Genomic DNA, 15,191 nt, shown 5'->3' on the forward strand with positions numbered 1-15,191 from the left:
AGCAGGTTTATCCTCCTCAAATTGGCTGACCAGCCTATACATTCTCTGCTTTAACTTATTGACTTTTTATAGCAGGTCTCCGCACGAATAAACCTGTTCGGAAACTGACCTTTCTGAACAGGTTACCTTGAAATGCGACACATCTGCGTTGCCGCTACGCTGAAATAAATGCTCGACGTACAACAAGTACGCCTGCACTCTATTTCGGCTAGGCTCCTAGCATTTTCGAAACGGACACGGATATCCGTGATTCCAAGCAGTAGCGAGTTTGCTGTTCAACAGGCTATTTTCACATTTTTCGCCAGCGGGTACTTCCCGATCTTAACAACCTAAATTCCCGCTTCAGTAACATAAGCATCGGGATTGCGGTTACCAGTTCAATGAGCAGTGTTCCGTAATACACCCCGCGAACACCGGCAAGAAGCGGCAACAATAACATAGCAGGTACATAGAGTACTATTTGCTGCATGATAGCAAGAACCGAACTGATACTTCCTTTATTGATTGCCGGGAAAAAGCCCAGTGTTAAAAAACTGAGCGGCATTACCGGCAGCAGCGCCATATACAACCGAAATTGCACTATGCCTTCCGTACTAACCTCTGCGCTGTTCATCATAAGCCCCGCCGCGGTCTGAGGTACGGCGAGCATAAAAATCCAAAAAGGAAGCACAAGAATCAATGCTGCCGTTAAAAAACACTTAAAAGCAGAAATAACCCGTTCCGGCAGCGCTGCTCCAAAGGTAATTCCGATAATCGGCGGCATCGCAATCATAAAGCCGGCAAGCGGTTGTACCACAAAGCTGAACAGACGGACAACGACTCCATAAAATGCAATATCGTGAGCATTCCCATACCAACTGATAACATTAAGTACCAGCATACTCTGCAGCACCATCATAATCTGCATGATAAATGCCGATAAGCCCATCGGAATAATTTTTGCAGTAACCGTCTTATCCAATGTGATTGCACATACCTGCCGCAGAACCGAAACGGTATTCCCCGATGCGGCTTGAGAAGTTCCTTTTTTTACCAATGCCGATTTCGTGATATACAATGCACCGATAAGCGCCTGCACTGCCATACCGATATTCGTACCGATTGCAGCACCTCGTATACCCTGTCCCAGCACAACCATCAGTACATAGTTTGAAATACCGTTTGCCGCAAGTCCGATCGCCATAATAACGGCGGAAGTTTTCATTTTTCCCTCCGCTCGGATAAGCGAATTGAGCGCAATAGAATATATCCACAGCGGAGCACCCCAAAGCAGTGTCCGGTAATACACATCGCCGAGCGCAAGAGGCTCTCCTCTGCCGCCCATCGCAAAAAGCAGCATCCGTGAAAATGGAATTCCCAAGCCCATTACGAGAACAGAAGAAAGAAGCACCAAGGAGTTCACCGTTCCCAAAAGTTTGTACCGCATCCCCGTATCATCTGCACCGATAGAGATACTCAGCAAGGAGCCTGCACCGGTACCGATCAGCAAGCCAAATCCAACCAAAAGAATAACTGCCGGCAGTGCAATAGAAATACCGGCAAGCGCCCCTTGCTCTGCAAAATGCCCGACAAATGTTCCGTCAAGTACATTGTTTGCGCCCAACAAAAACATCGCCAGTACTGCAGGCCAAGAAAAATCAATCAATATCTTCCATACATTGTCATTCAAAATCCGTGCTTTCTGTTCTTCCGTTTCCATATAACGTATCCTTTCTTAAAATGTATAGCATGTCTAATTAACACCCCCGACGCGACTTTGAGTATTAACGCTCCGCACGAATCAATAGAGCAATAGATATGTTCCTTAAAATGCAACAGTCGAACAAAATATCAATTTTGGAGACTGTTGCATTCGTGCGCGGAACGCGCATACGTCAATACGTGACGTTTGCCGCAAGGCAAACTCATCGGTTAACGAGGCTGCTCTATTTAGCAGCCGAAGTTATACCTTCGATAACTGGGCATCTTCTAAAAACGGAAGTTTTTAGAGTTCCTCACTGTGCTACCAAACCGGTTTAATGTAACCTGTCTATTTAAAAATGTCTAGTTTTTGTAAAAATTCACCAATTTTTTTGATTTTCTTAGCCAAAAAGTCATCGGCGATATATAAGAGGTATATACGTTTATGAAGGAGCCGCTATGAATGTCATTGTAGACAAATCAAAATCTTTTGCGCTGACTATTATCAACGCACATAAAATCTTATGCAGTAAACATGAATTTATTTTATCGCAGCAATTACTACGCAGCGGTACAAGTATCGGTTCAAAGGTAAAGGAAGCTGTGAGCGGACAAACAAAGGCTGATTTTTACGCAAAGCTATTGATTGCTTTCAAAGATGCGAACGAAACGGAATATTGGCTTGAATTATTGTACGAAAGCGGATATCTGCAAAAATCAGACTTTGCCGGTATGTATGCTGATTGTCAGGAAATTCTGAAAATTCTTGCAGCCATCGTAAAGCACCGAAAGTAGACGATGCAAGTTAGTATTTCCAGAACACGTTTCATAAAACACACAAGGATTCCGCATTACAGCCGCCTAAATCATTGTATGATTATAACTTGCTGCAAAATATCATAAAAAAATACAAGTTATATAAGTTATTATATAATATGCCTTTATAATTTAATGCAGAATCCCTGGCACAGCACATTTTCCCTCTTGACTTTTTAAAGGGGGGGGGGGGTATTATGGAAGAGAATTTACCGTGTAAGTAAGCCTGCTGAATATCTCCGTCGTCTGCTAAACTACAGCTTGAGAGATGCTCGATGGTCTGGACTCAGGCGCAAGTTTTGTAGTCCTGAATCCGAAAGGGCTGAATGTTACGGTAACATCTTTATGAGGAGGAAACAAATGAAAAAAATTGTTTCATTAATGGCGCTGTGTGCAGTACTGCTCGGTGCAGTCATGATGGTAACTGGATGCGGAGCAAAGCCGGAAAAAGGAACTGTGTGGAAGGTAGTAGAAATAACTGCTGCAGGTAAGTCAGTGGAGATTCAATATCCCACGTATTATTGTTTCCATAGCGACGGAAATGCCTACAGCGCTACTAAAATGGGCGAAAAGTTGTCCGCTATAAATGGAGGAACCTACACCATCGAAGCAAAAAAAGTAACGATAGATGGGATATCCTTCGACTATACCATGAATGGTAATACCATGACACTCACCGGAACTCTAGACAAGGTTTCCGGTTCCATGAAATTGCAAAAGTCCTCTGATTATACTGAAAAGCAAATTAAGGATGCTGTAGTCGCAGTGCCGAAACCTTCAAAGTAAAATAATTACTACCACTTATCGGCTTTGTCGGCACTGTTCCCGGTGAGCAAAACGATAACACCACAATACCGATGGGGAGATTATCCTTGTCGGTATTGTTTTTTTCACCATCTATACCTACACTGAGAGCTATCACAAGGCATTATTACACAAATAATCGGGCTTTCTCCGGCAGAAACAGAATCACCCTGATCATCTTTTGCGCTTACCGATAATACCTACAGATACTGTATCAGGCATTTGACAAAAAAGCAGCGATGATAGATACTTTATAACATGAACATTGCGAATTTTTTTACTGCATCGAGGATTGCGGCAGCTCCGCTTTTTTTATTTCTTTATTATCTTCCCCGTTTCGCCGGTATCTCGGAACAGCTCATGTTACTTATTATTATACCGCTTTTTATTTACATGGAGTTTACAGACTTTTTAGATGGTTTCTTTGCACGTAAACTCAAACAAGTGAGTGATTTTGGTAAATTGTTTGATCCTTTTGCCGATGTTGTAGCAAATTTGACGGTGCTTCTTGCTTTTATGCTTACCGGTTTTGTGCCAATCCCTATTTTTATCATCATTCTTTACCGTGAATTAAGTATTTTATTTCTTAGGATGCTGGCACGGGGTAATGGAATTACCATCGCAGCAAAAAAAGGAGGCAAACTCAAAACGGTATGCTATATTTTTGCAGAAGGCTTCACCCTATTGATTGAACTGCTTGCTGCTTTTTCACTGGTAACTCCGGCTCGTATCGGTATGCTTACAGTGGTAAACAAGATTTTATACGGACTGGCTGCTGTTCTTTCTATTGTTTCTTTTTTTGATTATTTACTTTCCTATCGAAAAAAGATATGAAAAAGTCAAATGAGTATCTGCAAAAAAGTCAGGTACAAATTGTTACAAAATGCCTCAGCAGCCGCCCTTAGAGAATGAGCATTGCATCTCCATACGAAAAAAAGCGGTATTTCTTTTCTATTGCATGGTGATAGGCGGCAAAAATATTTTCCCGTCCGGCAAATGCGGATACCAACATTACAAGACTTGACTGCGGCGTATGAAAGTTAGTAAGCAGCGCCCCTGTGGGTCCGAATGTAAAACCCGGATAGATAAAAATATTAGTAGACTGAGCCCCCCGCCGTAGATGCTGTGTTTCTGCATCCCAGGCTGATTCCAATGTCCGGACTGATGTTGTGCCGACAGCCAAAACCGTTTTACCGTTTCTGTGCGCAGCATCTACTGTATGTGCAGTTTCATCTGAAATAAAGAACTTTTCGGTATGCATAGAGTGATCTTCCACTACATCAGTCCGCACCGGGAGGAATGTACCGAGTCCTACATGAAGCGTTACCGCTGTGCGGGGAATATGCTGCGCATCCAGCTTCTGCAGTATTTCATCAGTAAAATGAAGCCCGGCTGTAGGAGCTGCTACCGAGCCTGTATTCTTCGCGTATACCGTCTGATACCGTGCAGCATCTTCATCCGTGTCGCCGCGTTTGATATACGGCGGCAGCGGGATATGACCGTTGGCTTCCAGCCAACGGTCATCAATGCAGCGGTTGAAACGCAGATACTTGCAATCAGCATCCGCTGCATCAAGGGAAGGGGGTGGGATAAGCACGGCACAGGTGCCGTCGGGGAAGGTGTATTCCTTCCCTTCCCGCTGCCGTTTTGCGCGCTTAACCAATGTTTTCCACACAAAACCTTCATCCAGCGGCTCGATCAGCAAAAATTCAATCTCCGCACCACCGGCATGGGCATACACGCGAGCATGGCGTACCTTTGTGTTATTAAAAACCATCAAACAATCCGAAGGTAAAAAACCGGGAAGATCGGAAAAAAGGGCATCGGTTAAAGCGCCGGTTGCTCTATTCAGCACTAAAAGCCGGTCATTCCCGCGCTCTGCAGAAGGGTGCTGCGCTATTAGTTCTTTGGGAAGTTCAAAATCAAAATCTTTTGTCAACATAATCTTTCAAAATAGAGATACCACTAAAAATTTCAGTGTTCAAGCATACTGCACTATATGGGTGTACTAAAAGCACAGCGTTTTTCCATAATGTTTTACTATACTCGATTATACTGTACAGAGGCAAGATGGATTCACTCTCCTTCCCAGAAATTCCGCATTATAAATAGTGTCAAAAAAACAGTAGCTCACACGATATGAAAGCAGAAATCCGTTGAACAAAGATATTTCTTGACTTCTCGGATATCGTAAAAGTAAAAAAGCTGCCGCTTCTCCATAAGCAGCAACTTCGATCCGGCATACCCGCCATATATTCATTTTGTTTAGACTGTGCTACGATAAGTCATCATGCTGAAGACTTTATCAAAAAGCCTGCGGGAATATAAACGGACATCTGTGATCGCAGTGCTGCTGACAATTACGGAGGTGGTGTTTGAAATTATCATCCCCTCCTGTATGGCGTATCTCATTGATTTTGGAATTGAAGCCGGTGCAATGCAAACGGTGTTCAAGTACGGGGCGGCGCTTTTGGTCTTTGCGCTTATTCAATTATTGACGGGTGTGTTTTCGTCGGTTACCGCAGCAAAGGCGTCGGCGGGTTTTGCGGCAAATCTGCGACAGGATATGTACGGCAACGTGCAGACTTTTTCTTTTTCCAACATCGACAAATTTTCACCTTCTTCCATTATAACGCGGCTTACCACCGACGTAATAAACGTGCTTAACTCCTATCAGATGCTGGTAAAACTTGCTGTGCGCGCACCCGGCATAATGCTCTTTGCGATGATCGCATCGTTTAGAATCAGTACTGAAATTTCCCTCATCTTTCTCGGTATGATTCCGCTGCTTGGACTCGGTATCTTTCTGATTATCCGGCGGGTATATCCGATATTCAGAACTGTTTTTAAAACCTACGATAAACTCAACAATGTGGTGCAGGAAAACATACGCAGTGTCCGGGCGGTAAAATCCTTTAACCGGCAGCAGTACGAAATTACCAAGTTTGAAAACATTTCCGAATCGATTTACAAGGGCTTTTCAAAAGGGGAGCGGTACATTACGCTGATGATGCCGATGGCGCAGCTGTGTATTTATACCTGTATGATTTTGATTTCATGGTTCGGTGCAAAGGAGATTGTTGCGAGCGGGAACAATGCTGCACAGGGGCTTACCACCGGATCGCTGATGGCGCTGTTTTCGTATGCCTCTCAAATTATGATGAGCTTGATGATGTTTTCGATGGTCTTTGTGATGATCACCATTTCCCGTTCTTCCGCAGACCGCATTGCAGAAATTTTGAATGAGCAGCCGGACATCACCAATCCTGAGCATCCTGTGATGGAGGTAAAAAACGGAGAGATATGCTTTACCAATGCTGATTTTATGTATACTGCGGATGCCGATAAAAAAGTAATCGACAGTGCGAACCTTGTTATCCGGTCTGGAGAAACGGTGGGGATTATCGGCGGCACGGGTTCTTCCAAAACCTCCTTTGTGCAGCTCATTCCCCGCTTGTACGATGTTACCTCCGGTATGAGACCATACCATCCATAAAAAACAGCTCTTTACTATCTAAGCAGTATACCATAAGAAGGAGTTTTTACAAGAGGAAAAATCTCGAAATCTTTAAACAAGCAGGACAAAAAACTGCTTGCCGTACAATTATTGATTATGATAAGATAGCTGCATGTCTTTTATTAAAACGATAAAAAAATATGGATGTATTTTATTATATCTGCTGCTTACCGGCAGCGCTGTCCTGTCGGCACAAACAGTCAGCGCCAAAAAAGATATTGCAGTATTTAGACTTTCCAGTCAAAGTGAAATGCCGGATGATGTAGCGGCAGTGCTCGATCAGCGGATTACCGCTATTATCACATCTTTTAAGCGATTCAATGTTATCGGAATGCAATACCGCCTTAAAGCCGTAGATACTGCAGCCTTTATTCAAAAAATACAAGAATCAAAGTCTGATATGTCAAATTTACCAGAAACAGTCTTGTCGGGCGAAGAAGCCTTTACTAGATCAGATTGGGAACAGCTGACAACAGCCTTTTTGGTTTTCGTACCGCAAGTAAATGCTTATGATGAAACACTTCTCTACGAAGAAGTAAAAACGCAGGACGGAACAAGAGCCGTCAAGCCTTATTGGAAAATCAGTATAGAAGGTTCGCTGTCTATTATCGATGCTTCAGGCGAAAAGAGTCAGAGAACACTTCCTTTTTCTGCGAAAAGCATTTTAACACAACGCTCCGATGCAATTGACAGCGCAATAGATGATATAGCCGCTTCAATTTATAATACCATCAAATTTGAATCGGCTTTTGCACTTACAACCGGTGTCATTGATTTTGACCGCCGTACCAATACAGTAACAATAGAATTGGGACGGGATATGGGAATCCGCATTGGTGATGAATACTTCCTACAAAAAACCGTTTTTATCGGCGGACGCCCTTCTGCCGTTACTACCGGTCTTTGTATTATCTCCCAAGTACATGATACATTCTCTACAGCCAAGGTAATCTATACAGACCAGCCGATTGTGGAAGGAGATGCTGTTAAAGAATCACCATCATCTCATATTACGGTACAGGGATATGGCGGCATCACGGTTCCTATCACGGGTATACAGCAAAATCCGGCAAATGATTATCTGCGGGTTCAGCCAACCATCGGAATTAAGATGACCTATCAAAACAACTTCCATACAGGAATATCTCTAGGGTATGAATATGCCATTCAGCAGCCGCTCAATTCGTCAGAAGCCCATACGCACAAACCGATCAGCCTTTCCCCATTCGGAACAATGTACTTAGGCTTTGGTCTCTATAACTTCTACACAGCACGGTTTAAAATCACCCCTGAGCTACAGTTTTGTTACACAGGAATCAGTGTATCTGCGCAACCTTCGGGAAAAAATCGATATAGAAGTAATTTTTCTACCACAGCCTCCCAAATTGAAGGGCGGGCACTGCTGACAGCCGACTACTTTATCAGCCAAGGCTGGACATTCGGTGCCGGTGCCGGTTTAGGATACCGGTATGCACTTACCACCGTTCGAACAATTGCACAGCGGCTGCAAGACAGCGGATTTTTATCAACACACGATGCAGCCCGCATACATGACTATGAGTGGAATATGTTACATTCCCATCTACAATTTTACTGTTTCCTCGGCATGACCGGGCGGTTTTAAAGGAGGGAAAATGAAAAAATACGGACTTTATGCAGCCCTGACAATAGTGCTGTTTGCTTCATGTGCAGTAGCCCCTGCAGTTCAGCATTATCACGGGAATGATCCCTATTATACCGGATCGGCAGACGGCGCTTCATTTTTAGCAGCACTAAAACAGGCAAAGGCAAATGCCCTAAAACTTGCTATTATTGATCTTATCGGCGATACGGAAGAACTGCAATACCGTTCTCAGCTGTACTCAGTCTTTTATGCCGATTCAAATCCTCTCAGTTATCTTGAAAATGATTATATGCTTATCTTACGGCGGGATGAAGGCATGAGAGGGGCATACTGTGAAATCAGCATACCTGTGAAGATACAAAAAGTACGGCAGACACTCGGCTCACTTGGTATCTACGGAAAAGCAACAACCGCAAGCGACGGCAATATGCAAACCAGTCCGGAAGTACAAGAAGCAAAACTCATCAGCGCAGGTAAAGGTAATAGCGTGAGCTTCATCGAGCAGTATACTGACAGTATGCTTTATATGGTTGTTCCCAGTAAGCAGGCAAAGGCAGGAAACGCATTTTCCAAATCGGCAATCAGTATGGCGAATAAGTATTTATTAGATAACGGCTACCGTGCGGTTGATTATGCCGCAGTTGAAGCCCTGCAAGCCGACAGCGCAACGCTCTTTAACCAAGAACCGGAAACAGCAGACCTTTCGGTGGTACAGTGGATTGCACAGAAACTCGGAGCCGATGTCTATATTGAAGTCGAAGGGATTACACAAAGCGGACGGGAAAGCGGAGGTTATTTCGGGAAAGCGGAGGTTAATCTTAAAATGTACAATCCTTCCACCGGTGAGCTATTGGGGGCGGTTCCATACAGCAGTCCCAAAACTTTTGACCGTGCCAGCGCCGAAGCTGCAGCTCAAAATGCAATAAAATCCACCGTATTTAAGGCAATGAGAGCCGCAGTTGATCAAGCAAAAAAGTCGCTCATCAGAGATTATGCACAAGGGATCCGCTACGAAGTTATTATTAACAACACAGCTGACAGCAAACTGATGAGCCGCTTCCGTGCAAAGCTTAAAAATGAAGTTGAAACCATCCGCGTTATGAACCAGTCTGCAGCACAAACAAAATATGCTGTCCAGTACTTCGGTACGGTTGAAGATATGGAAGATATGATCTACACGGCAGCAGAAGGTATCTCAGGACTAGAAAAAATGGAACTGGTAATGATACGGGGCAAAACACTTATGTTCCGATCAGGGCAATAAAGATATAATTACCAAATAGGATGCCTTGATTTACTGCCATAGCCTCATTTCATAATCGGCAGCATCCGCCGTTTACTCGAAGTTTCACCTATATGGCGGCAGAATAATGTGTTTTTGGACTTCGTAACCTTTTGTTTGACAAAAGACTATTGCTATGTTACAATAAAAAAATATCTAGTTATGCGTACCTTATGCATATATGAGGAGGATTTTATGAAAAAATTGATGTATCCCGTGTTGCTTATCGGTCTTGCGGTTCTCTTCGGCTGTCAAGGAAAAGAAAACAGCGCAAGCGGCAAAGAACAGCCTGTAACACTCAAAATGGGCTTTCAAGCAGGTACTGCATCAAATGAATATGCCGCAGCAGAATTGTTTGCAAAACGTGCAAATGAATTATCAGACGGCAGCGTTACCGTGCAAATTTTTTCCGGCGGACAGCTTGGTGATGACCGCTCTATGATGGAACAAACCGCTCAAGGTGCTCTTGACGTAGTATTTGCCGAAACAGGCCGCTTCGGTTTATGGATCCCTGAAATGGAGATTTTCGGCTATCCGTTCGCATTTAATAGCTTTGATCACCTGCTCAAAACAATGGAAACCCCCTATGGGAAAGACTTGCAGGCAAAACTTATTGAAAAAGGCTGGCGTATTTTAGCAGACGGATATAACGGTACCCGCCAAACAACATGTAACCGCCCCATCAATAGTATCGAAGATATGCAAGGGTTAAAGCTCCGCGTACCGAATGCTGCAGCAAACCTCAACTTTGCAAAATATTCAGGAGCATCTCCCACACCGATGGCTTTTGCAGAAGTGTATCTTGCACTCAAGACAAATGCGGTTGACGGTCAGGAAAATCCTCTTTCAACAATTAATGCTCAGAAATTTTATGAAGTCCAGAAATATTGTGCACTTACCGCTCATATTTTAAATGATAACAATTATGTTATGAGCGAAATGACATGGAAAAAGCTGAGTGATAAACAAAAAAATGCTGTGCAAACCGCAGCAAAAGAAGCTGCTGAGCTGCAAACTAAAAAGTTTATGGCTGACGAAACTTCTTTAATCGACTCTTTTAAAGCGAACGGTATGACGATAACAAATCCCGACCGTATTCCGTTTAGAACTGCAATGAAACCGATGTATGATGCTTATATTGAAAAATACGGTGATGCCGCAGTAAAAGCGATTGAATCAGCTAACTAATGCTTATAAGGCTTATTAATCAAAGCGTATGAAAAAATTGATAAAAATTGAAGAAATATGCTCTATCGCGCTGTTTCTGATTATTTTGATGATCCTTTTTTGGCAAATTTTTTCCCGAAAGGTGTTAAATGCACCGGCTTCGTGGTCTGAAGAATTGTCCCGTCTGCTTTTTGTATATATGGGGATACTCGGATGCCATCTTGCACAGCATTATGAAACGCATATCCGTATCGATTTTATCCTTTCACATTTTCCAAAATTGATACAAGTAGCGCTTGATAGTATCTTGAAGCTGCTGATGTCAGTTGTATTCATTTTGATTGCACAGAACGGCATACGGCTATGCCGGTCGGCAGGAGTACAAGATCACCTGGTTACGTTGGGACTGCCGGTAACAGTACTCAATTTCGGTCTGGTATTCCTTGGTATCATTATTGCAGCCGAAATGCTGATACAGCTTGCAACTGCTGTGGTTTGCAAGAAAGGAGCTACAGCATAATGATGCTATTGACCTTTGCTGTTTGGATAGTGTTGATTTTTATCGGCGTTCATATCGGCTATTCATTGATGCTTGCCTCGCTGTTTTTCTTTATTATTAGCGGACAAACTTCATTGTTTTTCTTTGCTTGTAAGGAAATGCTGGGGAGCATCAATAACTTTACCCTGCTTGCGGTTCCGTTTTTTGTGCTTGCTGGTAATATTATGAACGGCGGCGGTGTTACAGAACGTATTTTCCGCTTTGCCCGCGCCATGGTAGGGCACCGCAAGGGCGGCTTAGCTCATGTGAACGTGTTGGCATCGTTGGTATTTTCAGGGATGTCCGGTTCTGCGCTTGCCGATGCAGGCGGTTTAGGGCAATTGGAAATAAAGTCGATGAAGGATGCCGGGTACGATTCCGCTTTTTCGGGCGGTATTACCGCAGCTTCCTGTATCTTGGGTCCGCTTGTGCCGCCAAGTACTTCGATGATTATTTACGCAGTCAGCTCTGATCAATCTGTTGAAAAAATGTTCTTGGCAGGTTTCCTTCCGGGGATTCTCATTGCCGGAACATTGATGCTCATGTGCTCGATTATGGCACACCGCCGTAATTACCCAGCCGATCCTAAAGCATCGGCAAAAGAGAAATGGGAATCGTTTAAAGGCGCGGCACTAGCCCTCTTAACTCCCGTACTGATTTTAACCGGAATTTTTACCGGAATCTTTACGCCGACTGAGGCAGCTGTTATCGCAGTCTTTTATACGACATTCCTCGGCTTTTTTGTCTATAAAGAATTAACCGTTTCAAAGTTTTTTGACATTGTGCTTGACAGTGTGAAAACAACGGGTACGATTGTTATGATGATTTTGGGGGTTGGATTATTCGGATGGATTATCGCCCGCGAACAGATGCCGCTGCATGTTGCACAAGTATTTATGCAGTTCGTACATAATCCGCTGATGCTCATGCTGATGATAAATATCCTGTTATTGTTCTTGGGGATGTTTATTGATGCACTGCCATTGTTGATTATCCTTGTGCCGATCCTGCTGCCCACTGTTACCGCAGCCGGTATTGATCCTATACACTTCGGTATCGTTGTTATCTTCAATTTGATGATTGGTATCCTAACGCCGCCGATGGGTACTGCACTGTTTGTGGTTGCCCGTGTCGGAAATATTCCGTTTAATACGCTGGTAAAAGGCACATTGCCCTTCTTAATCCCGTTACTGATTTCGCTTGTGCTGCTTTCTGCATTCCCGCAAATCTGCCTTTTTGTTCCGGGATTATTTTCTTAAAAAATTACAAGAGCATCACTATAACTTCGATTCGTTATCAGCGATGCTCTTGTAATCCAATTTCTGATAAAAGTAACCGATCAATAGCAGCTTTGGAAATTATTTCGCAAACGTTGCGATTGCCGTATCGATTTTATTGATAAGGGACTGAATAATCGGCTCATCTTCGACGGCAACCGGGGCAAGCGGGAGGCGGGCTGTACCGATATTCATTCCTCTCCGCTTTAATATCTCCTTGAATACGCTGTACAGGTTTCCGTGACATTTCAAAACGGTAAAAATAACATCGTTAATCGCATTTTGAATTTCCAGAGCCTTCTTCATATCTCCACGCTCTACACATGCATCTGCTGCCAAAAAGAGTTCCGGCATTCCTGCATAGGTTCCGCCGATACCGGCAGAAGCGCCCATCACACGTCCGGCAATAAACTGCTCATCCGGTCCGTTAAAGATCACAAAGTTTTCCCCAGCAGCAGCCTTAAACTTTTGAATATCCTGTACGGGCATAGAGCTGTTTTTTACCCCGATCACTTTTTTATTTTCGCGCATTCTATTAAACAGATTCATCGAAAGATTGTAGTTAGTAGTTCCCGGGATATTGTAGATAATAAAATCCAGATTGGTTGCTGCCGCCATATCAGACCAATAATGAAAGATTGAATCTTCCGGCAGTACAAAGTAGATCGGCGGAATTGCCGCAATGGCATCAGCGCCGCATTTTTCTGCATGTTGTGCAAGCGCGATACTGTGGCGGGTTGAAGGAGCTGCAATGTGAGCAATAACGGGAATTTTCCCCTTTGCAACCTTCATAACATGCTCAAGGACAATTTTACGTTCTTCCACTGATTGATAAATACACTCACCGGAGCTGCCGCCGACATACAGTCCGTTAATGCCTTTTTTAATGAGATAGTCGGTGAATTGCTCCACACGGTCGGGGGAAATATCACCGTTATCATCATAACACGCATAAAAAGCCGGAAATATTCCGTGATACTTTTTCAAAGATTCTTTCATATTGAAATCTCCTATTTTTACCATATATGTACGATATATGGTTGACACTTACACGGTACGTATGGATATTTTCTAAAACCGAAGATTCTGGACAATATCGTATAACAAGCTGTACCTGCAGTGCTTCACGATGCCGACATTTTCACATAGCTTGCGTTATTTATCAAGTAGGTTTCTGCATTTTAATAGCAAAGAGAACAAGATCGTAGACTGCATAGCCACTCCGAAACAAAAACTTTCTCTATAGTGATAACCCCTACCAAGACATTCAGCATCGTATTGAGCTTGAGTAAAATATAAACGAAGGGTAAAATAGTGTATGCAAGTGATGAAGAAACACTTGCGCAGAAAATTCTTTCAATCGCTATTATGAGGTACCGATATGCACAGGATGACAGTAGAAGATGAAGTACGGCTAGTCGATTCGATGATCGACCTCTATAGTGCGGCACACCAGCATGATTCTAACGCTGCTATTGAAGACCGTGCCGGAGAAGAAGCTATTGATCCGAAAACACTGAAAGCGTATACCCACAAGCGGATTGAACAATGCCGATACCAAAATGACCGGATAAAGCCGTTTTGTAATGTATGTCCTGTGCACTGTTATAAACCTGAGATGCGCCGGCAAATCCGTGCAGTTATGCGCTATAGCGGTCCACGTATGTTGTTCCGTCATCCGGTGTTGAGCATACAGCACCTTATCGGTACCATCCGCAGCAAAAAGGAGCGTTCTATGAAAAAAGCTGAACAAGACCACCTTCCGGTAATGGGTGTTGGTCCTGTATGTGTTGGAATTATGATTGCATTTACCGTTACCGGTATTACATTGATAAAATATGATATGCTTGCAGGCGGAAACATATACAATACAATGCTTGCAAGCTCTTTCATAATTGCCGGGACGCTGTGCATTGCAGGGGGTATCACACTGTGGTATACAGCAGTATTCGGTACCCGCATTGACAGCAAGATAAAATCAAATCAGCTGGCAACCGGCGGTGTATATGCGTTTGTCCGCAATCCTATCTATTCAGCATTTTTATTCATTTGTACAGGAGCGCTACTGGTCTGTAGAAATTGGTATGTATTGATTTTACCGCCGCTTTTTTGGCTCTACCTCACCGTGTTTATGAAACTGACAGAAGAAAAATGGCTTGCCGAACGCTTTGGAGATGAGTATGCAGCATATTACAAAGAGGTCAACCGTTTTATTCCGTGGAAAAAACCTATGTTTGATACGAAAAAAAAATGATTTTCAGCCTTACTGTTTTCATACTGAATCCCTGTAACTCATAAAACGATCTACTTGCATTCTTTGCTCTTTGCTTCTATAATAAGTTCATGCAAAGCCTAAGTGTTGAATTACCCAATACCAATTTTCTCAAAAACACTGTCAACTACTTGACACGTGCAAGGTATCCGGCACAATTCAGCACTCAGCACTCAGCACTCAGCACTCAGCACTCAGCACTCAGCACTCAGCA

12 protein-coding genes and 2 pseudogenes are annotated in these 15,191 nt (G+C 43.3%); 11 read left to right on the top strand and 3 right to left on the bottom strand.

The genetic code is table 11. The features are described from left to right. Nucleotides 1-289 precede the first annotated feature (289 nt). Complete coding sequence (locus ACTTJ8_RS09760; protein ID WP_442721072.1) at nucleotides 290-1,699, bottom strand: MATE family efflux transporter; 1,410 nt, start codon at nucleotides 1,697-1,699, stop codon at nucleotides 290-292. A 440-nt stretch (nucleotides 1,700-2,139) separates the two neighbouring features. Here ACTTJ8_RS09760 and ACTTJ8_RS09765 point away from each other — a divergent pair, with 440 nt between their 5' ends. The 3 genes from ACTTJ8_RS09765 to pgsA all read left to right on the top strand — a co-directional run bounded on the left by ACTTJ8_RS09765 (nucleotide 2,140) and on the right by pgsA (nucleotide 4,134). Then, nucleotides 2,140-2,475 carry a four helix bundle protein gene (locus ACTTJ8_RS09765; protein WP_442716871.1) on the top strand — a complete coding sequence of 112 codons (336 nt, stop codon included), beginning with the start codon at nucleotides 2,140-2,142 and terminating at the stop codon, nucleotides 2,473-2,475. Between the two features lie 381 nt (nucleotides 2,476-2,856). Continuing rightward, the gene (locus ACTTJ8_RS09770; RefSeq protein WP_442721073.1) at nucleotides 2,857-3,282 is read left to right on the top strand and encodes a hypothetical protein; all 426 of its coding nucleotides are present in this window, start codon (nucleotides 2,857-2,859) and stop codon (nucleotides 3,280-3,282) included. Nucleotides 3,283-3,558: 276 nt separating this feature from the next. Next, on the top strand, nucleotides 3,559-4,134 hold the full coding sequence (pgsA, locus tag ACTTJ8_RS09775; RefSeq protein WP_442721074.1) for a CDP-diacylglycerol--glycerol-3-phosphate 3-phosphatidyltransferase: 576 nt from the start codon (nucleotides 3,559-3,561) through the stop codon (nucleotides 4,132-4,134). Nucleotides 4,135-4,201: 67 nt separating this feature from the next. On the opposite strand, the gene queA is transcribed toward pgsA, so the two are convergent. Then, nucleotides 4,202-5,242 carry a tRNA preQ1(34) S-adenosylmethionine ribosyltransferase-isomerase QueA gene (gene queA, locus ACTTJ8_RS09780; RefSeq protein WP_442721075.1) on the bottom strand — a complete coding sequence of 347 codons (1,041 nt, stop codon included), beginning with the start codon at nucleotides 5,240-5,242 and terminating at the stop codon, nucleotides 4,202-4,204. A gap of 348 nt (nucleotides 5,243-5,590) precedes the next feature. Here queA and ACTTJ8_RS09785 point away from each other — a divergent pair. The 6 genes and pseudogenes from ACTTJ8_RS09785 to ACTTJ8_RS09810 all read left to right on the top strand — a co-directional run. Beyond that, nucleotides 5,591-6,775 (top strand): annotated as a pseudogene (locus ACTTJ8_RS09785) (ABC transporter ATP-binding protein); the annotation flags it as partial. 154 nt (nucleotides 6,776-6,929) lie between these two features. Then, entirely contained in the window at nucleotides 6,930-8,441 is a 1,512-nt protein-coding gene (locus tag ACTTJ8_RS09790) for a hypothetical protein (RefSeq protein ID WP_442721076.1), read from the top strand. A 10-nt stretch (nucleotides 8,442-8,451) separates the two neighbouring features. Next, on the top strand, nucleotides 8,452-9,705 hold the full coding sequence (locus tag ACTTJ8_RS09795; RefSeq protein WP_442719270.1) for a hypothetical protein: 1,254 nt from the start codon (nucleotides 8,452-8,454) through the stop codon (nucleotides 9,703-9,705). A 213-nt stretch (nucleotides 9,706-9,918) separates the two neighbouring features. Continuing rightward, on the top strand, nucleotides 9,919-10,911 hold the full coding sequence (locus ACTTJ8_RS09800) for a sialic acid TRAP transporter substrate-binding protein SiaP (protein WP_442716446.1): 993 nt from the start codon (nucleotides 9,919-9,921) through the stop codon (nucleotides 10,909-10,911). A 28-nt stretch (nucleotides 10,912-10,939) separates the two neighbouring features. Beyond that, nucleotides 10,940-11,410, top strand: coding sequence for a TRAP transporter small permease (locus tag ACTTJ8_RS09805; protein ID WP_442719272.1), 471 nt, complete (start codon nucleotides 10,940-10,942; stop codon nucleotides 11,408-11,410). Further along, nucleotides 11,410-12,687 (top strand): TRAP transporter large permease, encoded by a 1,278-nt coding sequence (locus ACTTJ8_RS09810; protein ID WP_442716444.1) that lies wholly within the window; start codon nucleotides 11,410-11,412, stop codon nucleotides 12,685-12,687. Before ACTTJ8_RS09805 ends, ACTTJ8_RS09810 begins: the two co-directional genes overlap by 1 nt. 99 nt (nucleotides 12,688-12,786) lie before the next feature. On the opposite strand, the gene ACTTJ8_RS09815 is transcribed toward ACTTJ8_RS09810, so the two are convergent. Continuing rightward, nucleotides 12,787-13,704, bottom strand: coding sequence for a dihydrodipicolinate synthase family protein (locus ACTTJ8_RS09815; protein WP_442721077.1), 918 nt, complete (start codon nucleotides 13,702-13,704; stop codon nucleotides 12,787-12,789). A 391-nt stretch (nucleotides 13,705-14,095) separates the two neighbouring features. Between ACTTJ8_RS09815 and ACTTJ8_RS09820 the strand changes: the two are divergent. Together ACTTJ8_RS09820 and ACTTJ8_RS09825 are read left to right on the top strand one after the other, a co-directional pair. Continuing rightward, nucleotides 14,096-14,422, top strand: a pseudogene (locus tag ACTTJ8_RS09820) (nitrous oxide-stimulated promoter family protein); the annotation flags it as partial. 18 nt (nucleotides 14,423-14,440) lie between these two features. Continuing rightward, complete coding sequence (locus ACTTJ8_RS09825; RefSeq protein ID WP_442721078.1) at nucleotides 14,441-14,959, top strand: methyltransferase family protein; 519 nt, start codon at nucleotides 14,441-14,443, stop codon at nucleotides 14,957-14,959. Nucleotides 14,960-15,191 lie beyond the last annotated feature (232 nt).

The sequence above is a fragment of the Treponema sp. genome, assembly GCF_052169735.1.
Lineage (GTDB): Bacteria > Spirochaetota > Spirochaetia > Treponematales > Treponemataceae > Treponema.

Bases quoted from the DNA above. Each gene is read 5' to 3' on its own strand.
- ACTTJ8_RS09825 (WP_442721078.1), top strand. From the start codon at position 14,441: ATGAAAAAAGCTGAACAAGACCACCTTCCGGTAATGGGTGTTGGTCCT.
- ACTTJ8_RS09800 (WP_442716446.1), top strand. From the start codon at position 9,919: ATGAAAAAATTGATGTATCCCGTGTTGCTTATCGGTCTTGCGGTTCTC.
- ACTTJ8_RS09810 (WP_442716444.1), top strand. From the start codon at position 11,410: ATGATGCTATTGACCTTTGCTGTTTGGATAGTGTTGATTTTTATCGGC.
- ACTTJ8_RS09790 (WP_442721076.1), top strand. From the start codon at position 6,930: ATGTCTTTTATTAAAACGATAAAAAAATATGGATGTATTTTATTATAT.
- ACTTJ8_RS09760 (WP_442721072.1), bottom strand. From the start codon at position 1,699: ATGGAAACGGAAGAACAGAAAGCACGGATTTTGAATGACAATGTATGG.
- ACTTJ8_RS09765 (WP_442716871.1), top strand. From the start codon at position 2,140: ATGAATGTCATTGTAGACAAATCAAAATCTTTTGCGCTGACTATTATC.
- pgsA (WP_442721074.1), top strand. From the start codon at position 3,559: ATGAACATTGCGAATTTTTTTACTGCATCGAGGATTGCGGCAGCTCCG.
- ACTTJ8_RS09795 (WP_442719270.1), top strand. From the start codon at position 8,452: ATGAAAAAATACGGACTTTATGCAGCCCTGACAATAGTGCTGTTTGCT.
- queA (WP_442721075.1), bottom strand. From the start codon at position 5,242: ATGTTGACAAAAGATTTTGATTTTGAACTTCCCAAAGAACTAATAGCG.
- ACTTJ8_RS09805 (WP_442719272.1), top strand. From the start codon at position 10,940: ATGAAAAAATTGATAAAAATTGAAGAAATATGCTCTATCGCGCTGTTT.
- ACTTJ8_RS09815 (WP_442721077.1), bottom strand. From the start codon at position 13,704: ATGAAAGAATCTTTGAAAAAGTATCACGGAATATTTCCGGCTTTTTAT.
- ACTTJ8_RS09770 (WP_442721073.1), top strand. From the start codon at position 2,857: ATGAAAAAAATTGTTTCATTAATGGCGCTGTGTGCAGTACTGCTCGGT.